19 protein-coding genes are annotated in these 19,579 nt (G+C 55.3%); 16 read left to right on the top strand and 3 right to left on the bottom strand.

The genetic code is table 11. The features are described from left to right. Positions 1-15: 15 nt before the first annotated feature. The 8 genes from ubiE (at position 16) to hemB (ending at position 6,581) form a co-directional block, all read left to right on the top strand. On the top strand, positions 16-771 hold the full coding sequence (gene ubiE / locus M2406_RS25970; RefSeq protein ID WP_012004718.1) for a bifunctional demethylmenaquinone methyltransferase/2-methoxy-6-polyprenyl-1,4-benzoquinol methylase UbiE: 756 nt from the start codon (positions 16-18) through the stop codon (positions 769-771). A gap of 13 nt (positions 772-784) precedes the next feature. Continuing rightward, positions 785-1,393 carry an SCP2 domain-containing protein gene (locus M2406_RS25975; protein ID WP_017891312.1) on the top strand — a complete coding sequence of 203 codons (609 nt, stop codon included), beginning with the start codon at positions 785-787 and terminating at the stop codon, positions 1,391-1,393. Next, positions 1,390-3,021, top strand: coding sequence for a ubiquinone biosynthesis regulatory protein kinase UbiB (gene ubiB, locus M2406_RS25980; RefSeq protein ID WP_017891313.1), 1,632 nt, complete (start codon positions 1,390-1,392; stop codon positions 3,019-3,021). Before M2406_RS25975 ends, ubiB begins: the two co-directional genes overlap by 4 nt. Positions 3,022-3,101: 80 nt before the next feature. Beyond that, positions 3,102-3,365 (top strand): Sec-independent protein translocase subunit TatA, encoded by a 264-nt coding sequence (tatA, locus tag M2406_RS25985; RefSeq protein ID WP_006323098.1) that lies wholly within the window; start codon positions 3,102-3,104, stop codon positions 3,363-3,365. 3 nt (positions 3,366-3,368) lie between these two features. Beyond that, complete coding sequence (tatB, locus tag M2406_RS25990; RefSeq protein WP_115183420.1) at positions 3,369-3,935, top strand: Sec-independent protein translocase protein TatB; 567 nt, start codon at positions 3,369-3,371, stop codon at positions 3,933-3,935. Between the two features lie 3 nt (positions 3,936-3,938). After that, the gene (gene tatC / locus M2406_RS25995) at positions 3,939-4,709 is read left to right on the top strand and encodes a Sec-independent protein translocase subunit TatC (protein WP_012004722.1); all 771 of its coding nucleotides are present in this window, start codon (positions 3,939-3,941) and stop codon (positions 4,707-4,709) included. Positions 4,710-4,761: 52 nt separating this feature from the next. After that, the gene (tatD, locus tag M2406_RS26000) at positions 4,762-5,544 is read left to right on the top strand and encodes a 3'-5' ssDNA/RNA exonuclease TatD (protein ID WP_259191897.1); all 783 of its coding nucleotides are present in this window, start codon (positions 4,762-4,764) and stop codon (positions 5,542-5,544) included. A gap of 14 nt (positions 5,545-5,558) precedes the next feature. Beyond that, positions 5,559-6,581, top strand: a complete 1,023-nt coding sequence (gene hemB, locus M2406_RS26005) for a porphobilinogen synthase (protein ID WP_012004724.1) — start codon at positions 5,559-5,561, stop codon at positions 6,579-6,581. Positions 6,582-6,627: 46 nt separating this feature from the next. Here the strand turns inward: hemB and rfaH are convergent, their stop codons facing one another. Further along, a complete protein-coding gene (rfaH, locus tag M2406_RS26010; protein ID WP_012004725.1) occupies positions 6,628-7,116 on the bottom strand; it encodes a transcription/translation regulatory transformer protein RfaH in 489 nt (162 codons plus the stop codon). Between the two features lie 244 nt (positions 7,117-7,360). Between rfaH and pepE the strand changes: the two genes are divergently transcribed. The 3 genes from pepE (at position 7,361) to fre (ending at position 10,423) form a co-directional block, all read left to right on the top strand. After that, positions 7,361-8,086 (top strand): dipeptidase PepE, encoded by a 726-nt coding sequence (pepE, locus tag M2406_RS26015; RefSeq protein WP_012004726.1) that lies wholly within the window; start codon positions 7,361-7,363, stop codon positions 8,084-8,086. 88 nt (positions 8,087-8,174) lie between these two features. Beyond that, a complete protein-coding gene (ubiD, locus tag M2406_RS26020) occupies positions 8,175-9,671 on the top strand; it encodes a 4-hydroxy-3-polyprenylbenzoate decarboxylase (RefSeq protein WP_115184902.1) in 1,497 nt (498 codons plus the stop codon). 50 nt (positions 9,672-9,721) lie between these two features. Further along, the gene (gene fre, locus M2406_RS26025; protein ID WP_259191899.1) at positions 9,722-10,423 is read left to right on the top strand and encodes an NAD(P)H-flavin reductase; all 702 of its coding nucleotides are present in this window, start codon (positions 9,722-9,724) and stop codon (positions 10,421-10,423) included. A gap of 170 nt (positions 10,424-10,593) precedes the next feature. Here the strand turns inward: fre and fadA are convergent, their stop codons facing one another. Together fadA and fadB are read right to left on the bottom strand one after the other, a co-directional pair. Then, positions 10,594-11,757: an acetyl-CoA C-acyltransferase FadA gene (fadA, locus tag M2406_RS26030; RefSeq protein ID WP_012004729.1), complete on the bottom strand. Its 1,164-nt coding sequence runs from the start codon at positions 11,755-11,757 to the stop codon at positions 10,594-10,596. Between the two features lie 10 nt (positions 11,758-11,767). Then, positions 11,768-13,957 carry a fatty acid oxidation complex subunit alpha FadB gene (gene fadB, locus M2406_RS26035; RefSeq protein ID WP_012004730.1) on the bottom strand — a complete coding sequence of 730 codons (2,190 nt, stop codon included), beginning with the start codon at positions 13,955-13,957 and terminating at the stop codon, positions 11,768-11,770. 233 nt (positions 13,958-14,190) lie between these two features. On the opposite strand from fadB, the gene M2406_RS26040 reads away from it, so the two are divergent. From M2406_RS26040 to hemG, 5 genes are all read left to right on the top strand, one after another. Continuing rightward, positions 14,191-15,387: an MFS transporter gene (locus M2406_RS26040; protein ID WP_259191901.1), complete on the top strand. Its 1,197-nt coding sequence runs from the start codon at positions 14,191-14,193 to the stop codon at positions 15,385-15,387. Between the two features lie 117 nt (positions 15,388-15,504). Further along, a complete protein-coding gene (gene pepQ / locus M2406_RS26045) occupies positions 15,505-16,836 on the top strand; it encodes a Xaa-Pro dipeptidase (protein ID WP_259191902.1) in 1,332 nt (443 codons plus the stop codon). Further along, on the top strand, positions 16,836-17,450 hold the full coding sequence (locus M2406_RS26050; protein ID WP_115183416.1) for an IMPACT family protein: 615 nt from the start codon (positions 16,836-16,838) through the stop codon (positions 17,448-17,450). The genes pepQ and M2406_RS26050 overlap by 1 nt, the downstream gene beginning before the upstream one ends. 34 nt (positions 17,451-17,484) lie before the next feature. Further along, positions 17,485-18,936 (top strand): Trk system potassium transporter TrkH, encoded by a 1,452-nt coding sequence (gene trkH / locus M2406_RS26055; protein ID WP_012004734.1) that lies wholly within the window; start codon positions 17,485-17,487, stop codon positions 18,934-18,936. Between the two features lie 22 nt (positions 18,937-18,958). Further along, positions 18,959-19,492, top strand: a complete 534-nt coding sequence (gene hemG, locus M2406_RS26060) for a menaquinone-dependent protoporphyrinogen IX dehydrogenase (protein ID WP_126501219.1) — start codon at positions 18,959-18,961, stop codon at positions 19,490-19,492. Positions 19,493-19,579: the final 87 nt, after the last annotated feature.

The following is a 19,579-nucleotide window of genomic DNA, read 5'->3' on the forward strand; positions in this document are numbered from 1 at the left end:
ATAGCAGGCAGGACAATGGCAGATCAACCGCAGGAAACCACCGACTTCGGTTTTCGCACCGTAGCTAGAGACGAGAAGCAGGCCATGGTGGCAGATGTTTTTCATTCGGTAGCTGCAAAGTATGACGTGATGAACGACCTGATGTCGTTTGGTATCCACCGTATCTGGAAGCGTTTTACCATTGACTGCAGCGGCGTTCGCCGTGGGCAGCGGGTGTTGGATCTGGCCGGTGGTACCGGTGACCTGGCCGCCAAGTTCTCCCGCATGGTCGGTGAGCAGGGGCAGGTGGTACTGGCGGACATTAACGATTCCATGCTGAAGATGGGGCGCGAGAAGCTGCGCGACCGCGGCATTATCGGTAACGTCAACTATGTGCAGGCCAATGCCGAAGCGCTGCCGTTCCCGGATAACTATTTTGACTGCATTACCATTTCCTTCGGCCTGCGCAACGTGACCGACAAAGACAAGGCGCTGCGTTCCATGTTCCGCGTGCTTAAGCCGGGCGGCCGTTTGCTGGTGCTGGAGTTCTCCAAGCCGCTGCTGGCGCCGTTAAGTAAAGCCTATGACGCCTACTCGTTCCACGTGCTGCCGAAAATCGGGGAGCTGGTGGTGAAGGATCCGGAAAGTTACCGTTATCTGGCTGAGTCTATCCGCATGCATCCCGATCAGGAAACCCTGAAAGGTATGATGGGGGCTGCCGGCTTTGACAACGTGACCTATTTTAACCTGACCGGCGGCATTGTGGCCCTGCATCGCGGCTTCAAGTTCTGATATGGACATGCCGATGCTGTTAACCCCGTTGTTGACCGGCGTGCTGGAAACATCGCTCAACAGCCTGCTGTTCCGCGATCGCAGCATGAAAGCCGCCCGTTTGCGCCTGGCGGGTAAGGTTCTGCGTATTGAATTGCAGGAGCTTTCCTCACCGTTGGTGTTGCTGTTCAGTGAGCAGCGTGTCGATGTGCTTGGTCAGTCTGAAGATACTGCTGACTGCACGGTGCGCAGCCGCATCTCGGTGTTGCTGAAGCTGCGGGATCGCCAGCAACTTTCGCCATTGATGCGCAGCGGTGAACTGATTGTCGAAGGTGATATTCAGGTGGTTCAACAACTGGTTGGGCTGCTCGATCTGGCAGAGTGGGATCCGGCTGAATGGTTGGCCCCCTACATCGGCGATATTGCCGCGCAGGGTATCACGCAGGCGCTCGGTAAGGGCGCGAATCTGCTGAAGACAGGCTTTCAGCGTCAACAGCATTATGTAGCGGAAACGCTGACGGAAGAGTGGCGCGTGGCGCCAGGCCCACTGGAAGTTGTGTGGTTTAACGAGGAAGTTGATGCCACCGTTCGCAACCTCGAAGCGCTGATTGCTCGCATGGACAAGTTGGAGGGTAAACGATGACCCCTGGCGAACTACGCCGCCTGTATTTGATCGTCCGCGTTTTTCTCAGCTATGGCCTGGATGAACTGATCCCCCAGATGCGCTTGACGTTGCCGCTGCGCGTGGGGCGCCGTCTGCTGTTCTGGATGCCAAACCGCCATGCAGACAAACCGCTGGGTGAACGTCTGCGTTTGGCCTTGCAGGAACTGGGGCCGGTATGGATCAAGTTTGGCCAGATGATGTCAACACGCCGCGATCTGTTCCCACCACAGATCGCCGATCAACTGACTCTGTTGCAGGACCGGGTTGCCCCCTTCGATGGTGCACTGGCGCGCAAGCATATTGAGTTGGCGATGGGCGGCCCGCTGGAAACCTGGTTTGATGATTTTGACCAGCAGGCGCTGGCTTCGGCATCGATAGCTCAGGTGCATACCGCACGGCTAAAAACGACCGGGCAGGAAGTGGTTCTGAAGGTGATTCGGCCCGATATTCGGCCGATCATCAAGGCTGACGTCCGCCTGATGTATCGTTTGGCGGCCTGGGTGCCAAAGCTGATGCCGGACGGCCGTCGTTTACGTCCGCGTGAAGTGGTGCGCGAATATGAAAAGACCTTGCTGGACGAGTTGAACCTGCTGCGTGAAGCGGCCAACGCCATCCAGCTGCGACGCAATTTCGACGGTAGCCCGATGCTGTATGTGCCGGAGGTTTACTCCGATTACTGCCGCGAAAGCGTGTTGGTCATGGAGCGCATCTACGGAATTCCGGTTTCGGATATTCCAACGCTGGAAAAGCAGGGCACCAACATGAAACTGTTGGCCGAACGCGGGGTTCAGGTGTTCTTTACCCAGGTGTTCCGCGATAGCTTCTTCCATGCGGACATGCATCCCGGTAATATTTTTGTCAGCTATGAGCATCCTGAAGATCCCTGCTATATCGGCATTGACTGCGGTATTGTCGGCTCGTTGAACAAAGACGATAAACGCTATCTGGCGGAAAACTTTATTGCCTTCTTCAATCGTGACTATCGCAAGGTTGCAGAACTGCACGTTGATTCTGGCTGGGTACCGCGCGACACCAACGTGGAAGATTTCGAATTCGCTATTCGCACGGTGTGTGAACCCATCTTCGAAAAGCCACTGTCGGAAATTTCGTTCGGCAACGTGCTGTTGAACCTGTTCAATACCGCACGCCGTTTCAATATGGAAGTGCAGCCCCAACTGGTGTTATTGCAGAAGACCTTGCTGTATGTTGAAGGTCTGGGCCGGCAGCTCTATCCACAGCTGGATTTGTGGACCACTGCGAAGCCGTTCCTGGAAAGTTGGATGCGCGATCAGGTCGGTATACCGGCAGTGATCCGCGCACTGAAAGAAAAAGCGCCGTTTTGGGCCGAGAAACTGCCCGAACTGCCTGAATTATTTTACGATAGCCTGCAGCAGCATAAACTGTTGCAACAAAGCGTTGATAAGCTGACCAATCAGATGCAGGCCCAGCGCGTTCGCCAGGGACAATCGCGTTATTTGTTTGGCGTTGGCGCTACACTGTTAGTAAGCGGTACGATTTTGCTGTTGGGGGATGTTGAAGTGTTCCCTGCGTGGCTGATAGCGGCCGGTATCGTATCCTGGGTGATTGGCTGGAAGCGAACCACCTGAATTGATTCGAAACTCTGGTAAAATCTGCCGTATAATGCGACGGATTTTGAAAAAACCCTGTAAAAATAGAGGTAATTGCAATGGGCGGTATTAGTATTACGCAATTGTTGATCATCGCAGTGATCGTGGTGCTGCTGTTTGGTACCAAAAAGCTCCGTACGCTGGGCTCTGATCTCGGTGCATCAATCAAAGGTTTCAAAAAGGCTATCGGCGATGACAACACGCCGCCGACCAACACGGCTGAAAAAAGCAGCCTGGATGACGCTGACTTCACGGCCAAGCCTATCACCGATAAGCAGCCGGAAGTGAAAACGGAAGAGTCGAAGAACAAAGAGCAGGTATAAACCGTGTTTGACATTGGGTTTAGTGAACTGCTGCTGGTTCTGGTTATCGGCCTGGTGGTACTCGGGCCGGAACGGTTGCCGGTAGCGGTAAGAACAGTTTCGGGCTGGATCCGCGCGCTGCGTTCGCTTGCGGCTTCGGTGCAGAACGAACTTTCTCAGGAACTGAAGCTGCAGGAATTGCAGGACAGCCTGAAAAAGGTAGAGAAGGCGGGCATGCAGAATTTGTCGCCGGAGCTGAAGGCGTCGATGGATGAGCTGAAAGACGCGGCGGAATCGCTGAAACGTTCTTATCTGGGTGACAGTGACAACAAAACCGAACCTGCTCACACCATCCATAACCCTCTGGTCACCGATCCTGAAGCCATTCATGACGGCGTGACGCCGGCAGAGGCTGCGGCCGTGGCATCGTCCCCGGCTGTCGTGCCGGAGCCGGTGGTTTCGGTAACGCCGCCGGTTGCACAACCCGTGGTCGAGCCGGTTAAACAACCGGTCGTTTCGGGCGTTCAGGCAACCCCAGAACCTGTTGCGGATAAAACCCCAGCGTCTCACCAACCTAGTGGCGATCGTTAAAACATGGCTGTTGAAGATACCCAACCCCTTATCAGTCACCTGATAGAACTGCGTAAGCGGTTGTTAAACTCGATTATCAGCATACTGGCGATCTTCCTGGTGCTGGTTTTTTTCGCCAATGATATTTACCAACTGGTGTCAGCACCGCTGATCAAGCAGTTGCCCGCCGGGGCGAGCATGATCGCCACCGACGTGGCTTCACCGTTCTTTACCCCGATCAAATTGACCATGATCGTTTCGGTGTTTGTGTCTGCTCCGGTGATCCTGTATCAGGTGTGGTCCTTCATCGCACCGGCGTTATACAAACATGAACGTCGCCTGATGATGCCTTTACTGGTCTCCAGCAGCCTGCTGTTTTATCTCGGCATGGCGTTTGCCTACTTTATCGTTTTCCCGCTGGCGTTCGGCTTTTTTGCCAAGACCGCACCGGCCGGGGTAATGATAGCGACCGACATCAATAACTATCTCGATTTCGTCATGGCGCTGTTTATGGCGTTTGGCGTGGCCTTTGAGGTGCCGGTTGCCATTATTCTGCTGTGCTGGAGTGGCGTCACTTCACCGGAAGATCTGAAAAAGAAACGACCTTATGTTCTGGTCGGCGCTTTCGTGGTCGGTATGCTGTTGACCCCGCCGGATGTGTTCTCGCAGACCCTGCTGGCGATCCCGATGTATCTGCTGTTTGAAGTGGGCGTGTTCTTTGCCCGCTTCTACACCGGTAAGCGTCGTCCGCAGCCAGAAGAAGAAGACGAGGGTGACGAACCCCCGGCACCTTAATTTCTGTTTGTTTCTAAGCCGCCCGATGGGCGGCTTTTACTTTGGGAACATCATGTTTGATATCGGCGTAAACCTCACCAGCTCACAATTTGCCAAAGACCGCCCGGCGGTGGTGGAGCGCGCCCGTGCTGCAGGAGTAACAGGGCTGCTGATTACCGGTACCGATCTGCAGGAAAGCCTGGCTGCCAGTGAACTGGCGCAACAGCATGCGGGTTTTTGCTGGTCCACCGCCGGTGTGCATCCTCACCATGCCAGCAGTTGGGACGAGCGAGTCGCAGAACAAATCTGCGAGTTAGCCTCCCGGCCACAGGTCGTGGCTATTGGTGAATGTGGACTGGATTTCAACCGCAACTTCTCTACTCCAGAGCAGCAGGAGGCGGCATTCAGTGCACAGCTGGCGCTGGCGGCAGAGTTGTCGATGCCGGTTTTTCTTCATTGTCGTGATGCACACGCACGTTTTGCAGCGCTGCTGGCGCCGTGGTTGGATAAACTGCCCGCGGCCGTGGTGCACTGTTTTACCGGCACCGCCGAAGAATTGGAAAGCTGCCTGTCGTTAGGCCTGTCGGTGGGTATTACCGGTTGGGTCTGCGATGAGCGGCGTGGCCTGGAACTGCGCGCGTTGCTGCCGCAGATCCCGGCGGACCGTCTGTTGCTGGAGACCGACGCCCCCTATCTGTTGCCCCGGGATTTACTTCCGAAACCCACATCTCGCCGCAACGAACCCTGTTTTTTGCCTCATATCGTCCGGCAGGTGGCCGCCTGGCGACAAGAAGATCCCGAATGGCTGGGGCAAAAAATCGATGAGAACGCCCGCCGGCTATTCCGGCTGGAATGAGTTAGGAGAAAACTATGAGCTATGCATTTCCGGGCACCTTCCCAGGTCGCCGTATGCGCCGCGTGCGCCGTCATGATTTCAGTCGTCGCCTGGTGGCGGAGAACCAACTGACGGTTAACGACCTGATCTACCCGGTATTTGTCATGGAAGGTAGTAACCGTCAGGAAGCCGTGGCATCCATGCCTGGCGTATCGCGCATGAGCATCGACCTGCTGGTTAAAGAAGCGGAAGCCATCGCCAAGCTGGGCGTGCCGGTGATCTCCCTGTTCCCGGTGATTGAGCCTGGCCTGAAGTCACTGCACGCAGAAGAAGCTTATAACCCGGACGGTCTGGTGCAGCGTACGGTACGTGCGTTGAAAGACGCGGTGCCAGAGCTGGGGATTTTGACTGATGTGGCGCTCGATCCTTACACCACCCACGGTCAGGACGGCATCATTGACGAGCAAGGTTATGTTATTAACGACATCACCAAAGAGATTTTGGTGCGTCAGGCACTGTCCCATGCTGAAGCCGGTGCGGAAATCGTGGCGCCAAGCGACATGATGGATGGCCGTATTGGTGCGATCCGCGATCAACTGGAGCATCAGGGCCTGATTAACACTCAGATCATGGCTTACTCTGCCAAATATGCGTCTTGCTACTATGGCCCGTTCCGTGATGCGCTTGGTTCCAGCGGCAATCTGAAAGGTGGCAACAAGAAAACCTACCAGATGGACCCTGCCAACAGCGACGAAGCGCTGCAGGAAATTGCGCAGGATCTGCAGGAAGGCGCAGATATGGTAATGGTGAAGCCGGGCATGCCGTATCTGGACGTGGTACGCCGGGTGAAAGACACCTTTGGTGTGCCGACTTTCGCCTATCAGGTGTCCGGCGAATATGCGATGCACATGGCGGCGATTCAAAACGGTTGGTTGCAGGAACAACCGGCGGTGATGGAGTCGTTGATGTGCTTCAAGCGTGCCGGTGCCGATGGTGTGCTGACCTACTTCGCCAAGCGGGTAGCTCAGTGGATGCATGACGACGCGATGCAGCGCTAAGGCGCGAGTATCCAATGATAAAGGCGCCTTGGGCGCCTTTTTTACATTACAGTTTTTGGAACTGTCGGTTGTCCACGCTTTGGCTGACCTGTTTGTTGATCAGGTTGAGCAACAGCATTGAGCGCGCTTCGCCGTCCGGCTCGGTGTAAATCGCCTGCAGCCCTTCGAACACCCCATCGACGATCAACACACTATCGCCGGGTTGCGGCGTTTCCGGGTCGACATAGGTTTCGCAGGTGTGTGTCTGCAACTCTTCGATTACCTTCTGCGGGATAGTGGTCGGCGTCGAACCAAAGCGCACGAAGTGGCTGACACCACGTGTTGCACTGATGGTGGTGGTATGGATACGCTCCGGATCGAATTCCACAAACAAATAGTTGGGGAACAGAGGCTCGCTGACCGCGATGCGTTTGCCGCGAACGATCTTTTCCAGCGTAATGATCGGGCTAAGGCAGTTCACTTCCTGCCGCTCGAGATGTTCCTGCGCCCGTAAGAGCTGGCCGCGTTTGCAATACAATAGATACCAGGATTCCATAATTTCACATGCCTTTCTGTCAGCCGGTAAGCATATCAAAAGCCATTACGGATACATAGTGATGCAAGTTTCAGCATGTAACAGCCGCTATCTGCATGAATCTTTGGCAATTAGCGAGGGGTCACACACTTATCCGCACGGCTTGGGTATAACAGAGGGCTAAAAATTTGCTACCGTCGCAGTATGCCTTGGGGCGCTGTCGCCTGATGTGACGGTATTCATCGTTTTTGATTGAGGGGGAGAAATGGAGTTATTTCTGTTGAGCAACGGCAAACTGTCCGGTGAGAGTGAACTGCTGGGCTATGCCAAGAGCCATCTGTTGGCGATGATCGCCCGCCGTGGCATCACGTCCGCCGTCTTTATCCCCTATGCCATGATCCGTAGTGATTACGATCAGCGCGCGCAGGAACTGGCGCAAACTCTGGGCATCAAGGTCACCAGCATTCACCATGCCGAGTCCCCAGCTGCGGCGATTGAACAGGCGGAATGTATCCTGGTCAGCGGCGGCAATACCTGGATGCTGAACCAAATGCTGCATGAAAAGGGCCTGATTGTCCCGATCCAGCGGGCTGTTCGTGAACGTAGCGTCCCCTATGTTGGCTGGAGCGCCGGTTGTAACGTGGCTACGCCAAGTATCCGTACCACCAATGATATGCCGGTACGCAACAGCGTAGTGTTGCCGGCGTTGAGCCTGTTCCCGGTGCAGATTAACCCGCATTACATTGACGCCCATATCAGTGGCCACATGGGCGAAACCCGTGATGAGCGCCTGGCGGAGTTCTGTGCAGTTAATCCGAGCGAATCTGTGGTGGCGCTGCGCGAGGGCAGTCTGTTGCACGTTGAGGGCAATGACTTGCGTTATTTCAGTGCCAGAGACCAAGGCTTCAAGGTGTTCCGCCACGGCGTAGAGACCCAAGAGTATCAGGATACGCAGGCATTACGCCCGCTGGTGCCGTTCACGTGCCACTGAGTGCCGGTAAGGTCTTTACCGGTGTTTAACAAAAGTGCAGCAACAACCGTGAAGAGGGCTTATAATGCCCTTCTCACTGGCCGTTATAATGATCAGCATGAAATACCGTGACTTACGCGATTTCCTCTCGTTGCTGGAAAAGAGAGGGGAACTAAAACGCATCAGCCAGCCGATTGATCCCTATCTGGAAATGACAGAAATTGCCGATCGTACTTTACGTGCGGGCGGCCCGGCGTTGCTGTTCGAAAACCCGAAAGGGTACGACATGCCGGTGCTGTGCAATCTGTTCGGTACTCCTGGTCGCGTAGCGATGGGGATGGGCCAGGAAGACGTCAGCTCGTTGCGCGAGGTCGGCAAGTTGCTGGCGTTCCTTAAAGAGCCGGAGCCGCCAAAGGGCTTTCGCGATCTGTTCGATAAACTGCCGAAGTTCAAGCAAGTGCTGAACATGCCGACCAAGGTGTTGGGTTCAGCGCCTTGTCAGGAGCAGGTATGGCAGGGGGATGACGTCGATCTCAGCCGTATCCCGGTGATGCACTGCTGGCCGGAAGACGCCGCACCCTTGATCACCTGGGGCCTGACCGTGACCCGCGGGCCACAAAAAGAGCGGCAGAACCTGGGTATTTATCGCCAACAGGTGCTGAGCAAGAATAAAGTCATCATGCGTTGGCTGTCGCACCGCGGCGGCGCGCTGGATTACCAGGAATGGTGCCAGGCGCATCCCGGTGAGCGTTTCCCGGTTGCGGTTGCGCTGGGCGCAGATCCCGCCACCATTCTCGGCGCGGTCACGCCAGTGCCGGATACCCTGTCTGAATATGCCTTTGCCGGGCTGCTGCGCGGCAACAAAACCGAAGTGGTCAAGTGTATCTCCTGCGATCTGGAAGTGCCCGCCAGCGCGGAAATCGTATTGGAAGGCTATATCGAACCGGGAGAAATGGCGCCTGAAGGCCCGTATGGCGATCACACCGGTTACTACAACGAAATTGACCACTTCCCGGTATTCACCATCACCCACATCACCCAGCGTCGTGATGCCATTTATCACTCGACCTATACCGGCCGTCCGCCGGATGAGCCGGCGGTGTTGGGCGTGGCGCTCAATGAAGTCTTCGTTCCTATCCTGCAAAAGCAGTTCCCGGAAATTGTCGATTTCTATCTGCCGCCTGAGGGTTGCTCATATCGCCTGGCAGTGGTGACTATCAAGAAACAGTATGCCGGTCACGCCAAGCGCGTAATGATGGGGGTCTGGTCGTTCCTGCGTCAGTTTATGTACACCAAGTTTGTGATCGTCTGCGATGATGACGTCAACGCACGCGACTGGAATGATGTGATTTGGGCGATCACCACCCGAATGGATCCGGCAAGGGATACCGTTTTGGTGGAGAATACGCCGATCGATTATTTGGACTTCGCCTCACCGGTTTCCGGTTTGGGATCGAAGATGGGGCTGGATGCCACCAATAAATGGCCGGGTGAAACCCAGCGCGAATGGGGCCGTCCGATTCAGATGGATGAAAAGGTGCGTGCGCGCGTCGATGAAATCTGGGATGAGCTCGCAATTTTCAGTGACAGAGAACCGACGCTTTAGCGCCAGGCTTTGTTCTCAGTTTTGCATTGATGACCCGACAGAGGGAACGCATGACAATATTGAGCTGTAAAGTGACCTCCGTAGAGGCCATTACCGATACGGTTTATCGGGTACGCTTGGTGCCTGAGGCACCGTTTTCTTTCAAGGCAGGACAGTATCTGATGGTGGTGATGGATGAGCGCGACAAGCGTCCGTTCTCACTGGCCTCCATTCCGTCAGACCAGGATTACATTGAGCTGCATATTGGCGCTTCGGAGCTGAATCTGTACGCCATGGCGGTAATGGATCGCATTCTGAAAGAGCAGGCGATTACCGTTGATATCCCACACGGTGACGCCTGGCTACGTGAAGAAGGCAGCCGTCCGCTGGTGTTGATCGCCGGCGGTACTGGTTTCTCCTACGCGCGCTCGATTCTGTTGGCCGCGCTGGAGCAGCAGCCGGATCGTGATATTTCCATCTACTGGGGCGGACGCGAACTGAAGCATCTGTATGACTTGAGCGAGCTGGAAGCGCTGTCGTTACGGCATCCTAATCTGAAAGTCATTCCGGTGGTTGAACAGCCGGAAGAGGAGTGGCGCGGCCGCAGCGGCACAGTGCTCAGCGCGGTGCTGCAGGACTTCGGCACGCTGGCAGAGCACGACATTTATATTGCCGGCCGCTTCGAGATGGCCAAAATCGCTCGCGAACGTTTCTGCGCCGAACGTGGCGCGCTGGAAGCGCATATGTTTGGCGACGCCTTCTCGTTTATCTGAGGCGCGAAGCAGTAGCAAACGGGGTGGCCAATGGCTGCCCCTTTTTATTGGGGCGTCAGTAGAATTCAGGCATAAAAAAACCCGCCCCTGACAGGCGGGAAGTACGGCAACTAAACTTGGTGGAATGCTGCGGTTTGAAGTGTTGACGCAGTCATCCCTAATAGACACAGCTAAACGCGTTCAAAAACGGTAGCAATCCCCTGACCCAAACCGATACACATGGTCGCCAAACCAAACTGTACGTCGCGGCGTTCCATATTGTTCAGCAGGGTAGTCGAGATACGTGAGCCCGAGCAGCCTAATGGGTGGCCCAGAGCAATGGCGCCGCCGTTCAGGTTGATTTTGTCGTCGATGCTGTCCAGTAGTCCCAAATCCTTGATGCACGGCAGTGACTGGGCGGCAAAGGCTTCATTCAGTTCAAACAGGTCGATGTCCTGTACGCTCAGGCCGGCACGTTTGAGCGCCAACTTGCTGGCAGGCACAGGGCCGTAACCCATGATGGAAGGGTCACAACCGACAACGGCCATTGAACGAATGCGGGCACGGGCTTTCAGGCCAAGCGCTTTGGCGCGTGATTCACTCATCAACAGCATGGCAGAGGCACCGTCGGACAATGCCGAAGAAGTCCCGGCGGTCACGGTACCGTTGACCGGATCGAAGGCCGGACGCAGTGCTGCCAGGCTGGCAACGGTGGTTTCCGGGCGGATGACTTCGTCGAAGTCATAGCGGGTCAGCACACCGTCGGCGTCGTGGCCGGTGGTTGGGATGATTTCATTCTTGAAATAGCCGGCCAGGGTGGCAGCATGTGCGCGTTGGTGCGAGCGTGCTGCGAACTCATCCTGCATCTGGCGGCTGATATTGTGCATCTTGGCCAGCATCTCGGCGGTCAGCCCCATCATTCCGGCGGCTTTTGCCACGCTGCGACTCAGACCCGGGTGGAAATCCACACCGTGATTCATCGGTACGTGGCCCATATGTTCTACGCCACCAATCAGGCTGACGTGTGCATCGCCGACCATAATGGCGCGTGCGGCATCGTGCAGTGCCTGCATGGAGGAGCCGCACAGCCGGTTGACGGTGACCGCCGGAACACTGTGCGGGATCTCGGCCAGCAGCGAAGCGTTACGGGCAATGTTAAAGCCCTGCTCCAGCGTTTGCTGCACGCAACCCCAGTAAATGTCGTCAATTTCGGCGGCATCCAGCGACGGATTACGGCTCAGTACGGCGCGCATCAGGTGAGCGGAAAGATCTTCAGCACGTACCTGGCGGAAGGCGCCGCCCTTGGAGCGGCCCATCGGCGTGCGTACGGCATCAACAATAACTACGTTTTCCATCTTTATGACCTCATGCCGGTTGGCCAGTGGAGACATCGGACAGCGGCGCTGCCACCGGGTAGTAGCTTTCATTATGTTCGGCTTTGGCGCGCAGGCCGGCAGGCACCTGATACAAAGCGCCGAGATGCGCATAACGCTGGGCCAGTTCGACATAATTGGCGGTGCCAAGCGTATCCAGATAGCGGAACGCCCCGCCGTGGAACGGAGGGAAACCGATGCCGTAGACCAGCGCCATATCGGCTTCGGCCGGGCTGGCAATAATGTTTTCTTCCAGACAGCGCACCACTTCGTTAATCATCGGGATCATCATGCGGGCGATAATTTCTTCGTCGCTGATGGTCTGACGCGGTTGGCTGACTTCGGCCAGCAGCACATCGGTTTGCTCATCGTTGTCTTTACGCGGCTTGCCTTTGTTGTCCTGGCTGTAACGATAGAAGCCCAACTGGTTTTTCTGACCAAAACGCTGGTTATCGAACATCACGTCGATGGCGTCGCGGTAATCTTTACCCATGCGCTCAGGGAAACCGGCCGCCATCACCGCCTGGGCGTGGTGCGCGGTATCAATCCCCACGACGTCGAGCAGATAAGCCGGGCCCATTGGCCAGCCAAACTGTTTTTCCATCACTTTGTCGATCTGGCGGAAGTCCGCACCGTCGCGCAGCAACATGCTGAAACCGGCAAAATACGGGAACAGTACACGGTTGACGAAGAACCCTGGGCAGTCGTTAACCACAATCGGCGTTTTGCCCATACGGCTGGCATAGGCCACCACGGCCGCGATGGTGCTGTCGCTGGTCTGCTCCCCACGGATAATTTCCACCAGTGGCATGCGGTGTACCGGATTAAAGAAGTGCATGCCGCAGAAGTTCTGTGGGCGCTTCAGCGATTTCGCCAGGTGATTAATCGGAATGGTCGAGGTATTGGACGCTAGTACGGTATTTTCACCGATCAGGCCTTCCACTTCGGACAATACTGCCGCCTTAATCTTTGGATTCTCGACCACGGCTTCGACGATCACCTGAGCGCGTTCGATACCGGCGTAATCCAGCGTCGGTTGAATGGTCGATAGCACCTGGGCCATCTTCATGCCGTCCAGCTTGCCGCGTTCCAACTGCTTGTTCAGCAGTTTGGCGGCTTCATTCATACCGAGAGTCAGGGATTTGTCGCTGATGTCTTTCATGACAACCGGCACGCCTTTCAGAGCCGACTGGTAGGCGATACCGCCACCCATGATACCGGCGCCCAACACCGCAGCCTGTTTCGGTGCTTCAATACCCTTCGCCAGCTTCTTCGCCTGACCTTTCACAAACTGGTCATTGAGGAAGATGCCGACCAGCGCGCGCGCCTCTTTGGAGCGGGCCAATGGCACAAAGCTGGCGGTTTCCAGTTTCAGTGCTTCATCACGGCCCAGCCTGGCGGCGGCCTCAATGGTTTTGACCGCGGTCATCGGCGCCGGATAATGTTTGCCAGCGGTTTGCATCACCATGCCTTTGGCGGTGGTGAAGCTCATGGCCGCTTCGATTGGGCTGAGTTTCAACGGCTCGAGCTTTGGTTGGCGATAGGCGCGCCAGTCCAGTTTGCCCTCAATCGCCTGTTGCAGCATTTTCAGCGCGGCTTCCACCAACTTTTCTGGTGCGACGACCGCATCCACCAGGCCGACTTTCAGTGCATCTTTGGCACTGACGTCCTTACCGGCGGCAATAATTTCCAGTGCGCTGTCGTTACCCAAAAGGCGTGGCAAGCGAACGGAACCGCCGAAGCCCGGCATAATACCCAGTTTGGTTTCCGGCAGGCCGATACGCGCATCCGGAGACGCAACGCGGAAGTCGGTCGCCAGAATACATTCGCAGCCGCCGCCGAGTGCATAGCCGTTAATGGCCGAAATGGTCGGCACCGGCAGATCTTCCAGCCGGTTAAAGATCGCATTGGCGAAGTTCAGCCACTCCTGCAGCTTTTCAGCCGGGGCAGCAAACAGCGAAAGGAATTCGGTGATGTCGGCGCCGACAATAAAGGCGGCCTTGGTAGAACGCAGCAGCAGGCCTTTCAACTCGGTCTGCTTTTCCAGCACCGCGAGCGCTTCGCCCAGGCTGGCAACGGTGCGGGTATCGAGCTTGTTTACCGAGCCTGGGGCATTGAACACCAGCTCGGCGATGCCGTTGTCGAGCCAGTGCAGTTGTAATGTTTCGCCTTGGTAGAGCATGTCTATCTCCTGAATCAGCGTTTGATCTGGTATGACCAGATGATGAGGAGTGTGGTTTTTATGTTAACAATATGCAAACAAGAGATTGCATTTTTGCTGGTCTGATCACATGACTCTGAGTTAGTGTTTTGATTTAAAACGAAGTTATATTTTATGCTTTATGGTGATTTGTCGGCGTGTAAAAGCACTCATACACTTGCCAGAGCAAAGCGCTGCCCACGCAGAGGTGTGAAATGAGTAAAGCGGTATGTGTAAAACACAGTGGTTTCTGGAGTATTCCCGCCAGAACCATGACGCTGGCTTGTCTGCTGGTGTTTATGGCTCAGATGGCGACGACGGTGTATTTGCCTTCATTACCGACGGTGATGCAGGAACTGGCAATGACGCGCCGCGCCACCGAACTTTCTATATCGATATTCGTGATAGGAGCCGCCTTGCCGGTGTTGTTCTGGGGGGCTGCGGCCGATCGTTTTGGCCGTCGCCTGCCGCTGACATTGTCTCTGGCGTTGTTTATCAGTTGCAGTGCTCTGCTGGCATTTTGCAGTAACGGTACTCAGTTATTAGTGCTGCGGGCACTGCAGGGGGTTGCCGCCGGTGGTGCTGCAATCATCGCGCGCATTATTGTTCGTGATAACTGGAGCGGTGATGAGCTGGCAAGGCGCCTTTCGGTGCTGTCGATAGCCTTTATCGCCGCGTTGGGCGGTGGGCAGTTTATCGGTGGGCTGCTCAGTCAGTATTCGCACTGGCAAATGGGGTTTGTGGTGATGGGGCTGACCGGGCTGGCGATATGGTTACTGATGCTGACGTTGCCACTGGAAGCGGGCCGCGGAGCAGGCAGGCGCCCGGCCATGGCGGCAACCTATTGGCACATTCTGCGTCGTCCGGGGTTCTTCTGGCCTGCCATTGTCGGTGGATTGGGGTTTGCTACCACCGTCACTCTGCAGGAAGTGAGTCCGTTTATCATGCAGCAGGGGTTTGGCCTGAACGTTACCGCCTTTGGGGCTCTGGGGCTGGTGATCGGCGTGGCTTACTTTACTGGAGCAATGACGGTAAACCGGACGGTTGCGCGCTTTGGCGGTAAGCGGCTGATGCAGGCGGGGACGAGTATCGTTGCCGTTGCCACTGCTGCAATAATGGTGCTGTGGTGGAGCGGTGTACTGGTGGGGCTTTCCGGTACGACAGTCTTCATCGCTTTGTATTGTTTGACGATTTTTGGCCAGGCGGTGTTGTTTCCCAATAGCATGGCGATGGCGGTCAGCGATGTTAAACAGCAGGGCGCCTACGCCATGGCGTTATGCGGCTTTCTGCAACAGTGTCTGGCAGGCATAGCTGCAGCCGGCGCGGTTCTACTCGAACATCACGGCCTGTGGGCGGCTGCTATCGCGTTGCTTGGTCTGATCGCCTGGTTAATTGTTAAGCTAAGGATGTAACGACGTTTACAGCGATTTGCGAACCGCTCCGCATGCCAGAGCTGATGGGGTTGGTGCACCTGAACGGTGTGCTAAGATGACTCATTCCGTTCTAATGGTATGTATAAGGGTATTGTGATGGAAACGCTGGCTTCTTTGTATAACGACCACCTGGCAGAACTGCAAAAACGGGCGCGTGAAGTGTTAACGCGCAACAAACTGGATGCGTTGCTGATTCACTCTGGGGAACTGCAACGGATATTCCAGGACGATCGCAGCTATCCGTTCAAAGTGAATGCGCACTTTAAGGCCTGGGTGCCGGTTACCTCGGTACCCAACTGCTGGCTGTGGGTGGATGGCGTTAACAAACCGAAGCTGTGGTTCTATTCGCCGGTCGATTACTGGCATAGCGTTGAGCCACTGCCGGAGAGTTTCTGGACCAGGTCCGTTGAACTGATGCCGCTGGCCAATGCTGATGATATCGTGCAGCAGCTTCCTGCCCAGCGTGAGCGTGTGGGCTATATTGGTTATGCGCAGCAACGTGCCCGCGATCTCGGTATCCTGGCAGAAAACGTCAACCCGAAAGCGGTATTGAATTACCTCGATTTCCATCGCTCTATCAAAACGGGCTACGAGCTGGCCTGCATGCGCGAAGCGCAGAAAACTGCTGTTATGGGGCACCGTGCCGCTCATGAGGCTTTCCTGTCCGGCATGAGTGAGTTTGATATCAACCAGGCTTACCTCACCGCCACGGGGCATCGCGACACCGATGTACCTTATGACAACATTGTTGCGCTGAATGAGCATGCGTCGGTGCTGCATTACACCACGCTGGATCATCAGCCTCCGTCCGAAATGCTAAGCTTCCTGCTTGACGCCGGTGCCGAATATAACGGTTACGCCGCCGACCTGACTCGCACCTATGCTGGCCAGAGCGGCAGTGATTTCGCGCAGCTGATAAAAGATCTTAACGGTGAACAACTGGCACTGATGGATACCATCAAAGCCGGTGTGCGTTACACCGATTACCATGTGCAAATGCATCAACGCGTCGCCAAATTGCTCAAGAGTCACAAGCTGGTGACCGGCATCAGTGAAGAGGCCATGGTTGAGCAGGGGCTGACCACGCCATTCCTGCCACACGGTCTGGGCCATCCGCTAGGTTTGCAGGTGCATGACTCTGCCGGCTTTATGCAAGATGAACAGGGCACCCATCTGGCCGCCCCTTCCAAATACCCTTACTTGCGCTGCACCCGCGTGTTGCAACCTGGCATGGTGTTAACCATTGAGCCCGGCATGTATTTTATTGATTCCTTGTTGGCGCCATGGCGCAGCGGCGAATTCAGTCAACATTTTGCCTGGGATCGCATCGATGCGCTGAAACCTTATGGTGGTATCCGTATTGAAGACAATATCGTGATCCACGAAAAGCGTATCGAGAACATGACGCGCGATCTGAACCTGGCCTGATGCAGCCTTACCCGATCCCGGCAGGCCCCGTCAGTGTCAGCGAAGAAATAAAGAAGAGCCGTTTTATCACCCTGCTGGCACCGACCAGTGGGGTTGATATTGCAAAGGCGTTTATTCAGCAGGTTCGTGATGAACACCCTGCGGCCAGGCACCATTGCTGGGCATTTGTCGCAGGATCACCGACTGACTCACAACAGTTGGGCTTTTCCGACGACGGCGAACCTTCCGGCACGGCTGGTAAACCCATTCTGGCCCAACTGATGGGCAGTGGAATCGGCGAAATCACCGCCGTGGTAGTGCGTTACTACGGCGGTATCAAGTTGGGCACCGGTGGTTTGGTGAGAGCCTACGGCAGTGGCGTGCAGCAGGCATTAAAGCAATTGGCCGTGAGCTACAAAATCCCGCAGGCCGAATATACTTTGCAATGTGACTATGCGCAGTTGGCATTGGTAGAGAATTTATTGCAGCAAACTGAAGGGCGGATAGTGCAGGGGGAATATGGTGCTTCCGTCATGCTGCATTTGGCTTTACCGGTCACCGGCGTTGAAGCGTTTGGGAATAAATTACGTGATCTTAGTCGCGGTAATTTGCAATTAACCCCCATTTCGCAATAATTCCCCCAACTGAATTGCTAAGGATCGTGCTGAAATGCATTTTCGCGCTATAACCCGTATCGTTGGTTTGCTGGTCATCCTGTTCTCCGGGACGATGTTTATTCCTGGTCTGGTGGCATTGATATACCGCGATGGGGCGGGGCGGGCATTCAGCCAGACCTTCTTTGTGGCGGTAACCATCGGCCTGATGCTGTGGTGGCCTAACCGTAAACAAAAGCATGAGCTGAAGCCACGAGAAGGTTTTCTGATTGTAGTGCTGTTCTGGACGGTGCTGGGCAGCGTCGGGGCATTACCGTTTTTATTTTCGGAGCGGCCTAATCTTTCGCTGACCGATGCCTTCTTCGAATCGTTTTCCGGTTTAACCACCACCGGGGCTACCACGCTGGTGGGGCTGGACTCACTACCCAAAGCCATTTTGTTCTATCGGCAGATGCTGCAATGGATGGGCGGGATGGGGATCATTGTGTTGGCAGTGGCGATACTGCCGATCCTCGGCGTCGGTGGCATGCAGCTGTACCGCGCAGAAATGCCAGGCCCGCTGAAAGATAATAAAATGCGCCCACGCATTGCCGAAACGGCCAAAACCCTGTGGCTGATTTACGTTCTGTTGACTATTGCCTGTGCGCTGGCGCTTTGGGGGGCCGGCATGTCAGTGTTTGACGCCATCGGCCACAGTTTCTCGACCATCGCTATTGGCGGTTTCTCCACCCACGACGCCAGCATCGGTTATTACGCCAGTCCGACCATCAACACTATCATTGCTATTTTCCTGCTGATTTCCGGTTGTAACTATGGCTTGCACTTCGCCTTGCTGAGCGGCCGCAGTCTAAAAGTGTATTGGCGTGATCCTGAGTTTCGCATGTTTATTGCCGTGCAGTTGACGCTGGTGGTGGTGTGTACCGCCGTGCTGTGGGGGCATGGTGTCTACAAAACCGGAATGGAAACGGTCAATCAGGCGTTCTTCCAGGTGGTGTCGATGGCGACAACGGCGGGCTTTACCACCGACAGCATTGCCAAATGGCCGCTATTCCTGCCGATGCTGTTGCTGTGTTCTGCATTTATTGGTGGCTGTGCCGGCTCGACCGGTGGCGGCCTGAAGGTGATTCGCATTCTGCTGCTGTATTTACAGGGCTCGCGTGAGCTAAAAAGGCTGGTGCACCCTAATGCGGTTTACACTATCAAGTTGGGTAACCGCGCGCTGCCGGAACGTATCCTGGAGGCGGTATGGGGGTTCTTCTCTGCTTATGCGCTGGTGTTTATCGTCAGCATGCTGGCAATTATCGCCACCGGCGTTGATGATTTCTCTGCCTTTGCTGCCGTAACGGCGACGCTGAACAACCTTGGACCAGGGCTGGGAGTGGTTGCGGATAACTTCACTACTATGCCTGCACCGGCGAAGTGGATCCTGGTTCTGACGATGCTGTTCGGGCGCCTTGAGGTCTTTACACTGCTGGTTCTGTTTACGCCGACGTTCTGGCGTGAATGATCCTGATAGAAGGAGTAACGCCGTGAAGGCACTGATTCTTTATTCTAGCCGTGATGGGCAAACACGTTCTATTGCTTCTTATATAGCAAACAAATTGCAGGATACGCTGCGTTGTGACGTGATCGATTTACTACAGGCGGACAATGTCGACCTCAGCCAGTATCAGCAGGTGCTGATAGGTGCCTCAATACGCTATGGCCATTTCCATCCGACGTTGGAAAAGTTTGTTAAGCGCCATGCTGAGCAGTTGAACCAGATGCCGAGCGCGTTTTTTAGCGTTAACCTGACCGCCCGTAAGGCAGACAAGCGTTCGCCACAGACCAACGCCTATACCCGCAAGTTCCTGTTGTCCTCTCCCTGGCAGCCCAAACACTGTGCCGTGTTTGCCGGCGCGCTTCGCTATCCACGTTATCGCTGGTTCGATCGAGTCATGATTCAACTTATTATGCGTATGACGGGGGGCGAAACAGATACCAGTAAAGAAGTGGAGTACACAGACTGGCAGCAGGTGGACCGTTTTGCCCAGGAGTTTGGTCATATTCAGTATGAAAAGTGACGAAAACGCTGACTTGTGCAGCGCTTTGTTGAAATAATCCGCGCTTGAAAAGTTTTTTGCATTTAGGGGTTGCGGCCTTCTGAGAAC

Source organism: Serratia sp. BIGb0163 (genome assembly GCF_024809935.1).
Classification (GTDB): Bacteria; Pseudomonadota; Gammaproteobacteria; order Enterobacterales; family Enterobacteriaceae; genus Serratia; species Serratia quinivorans.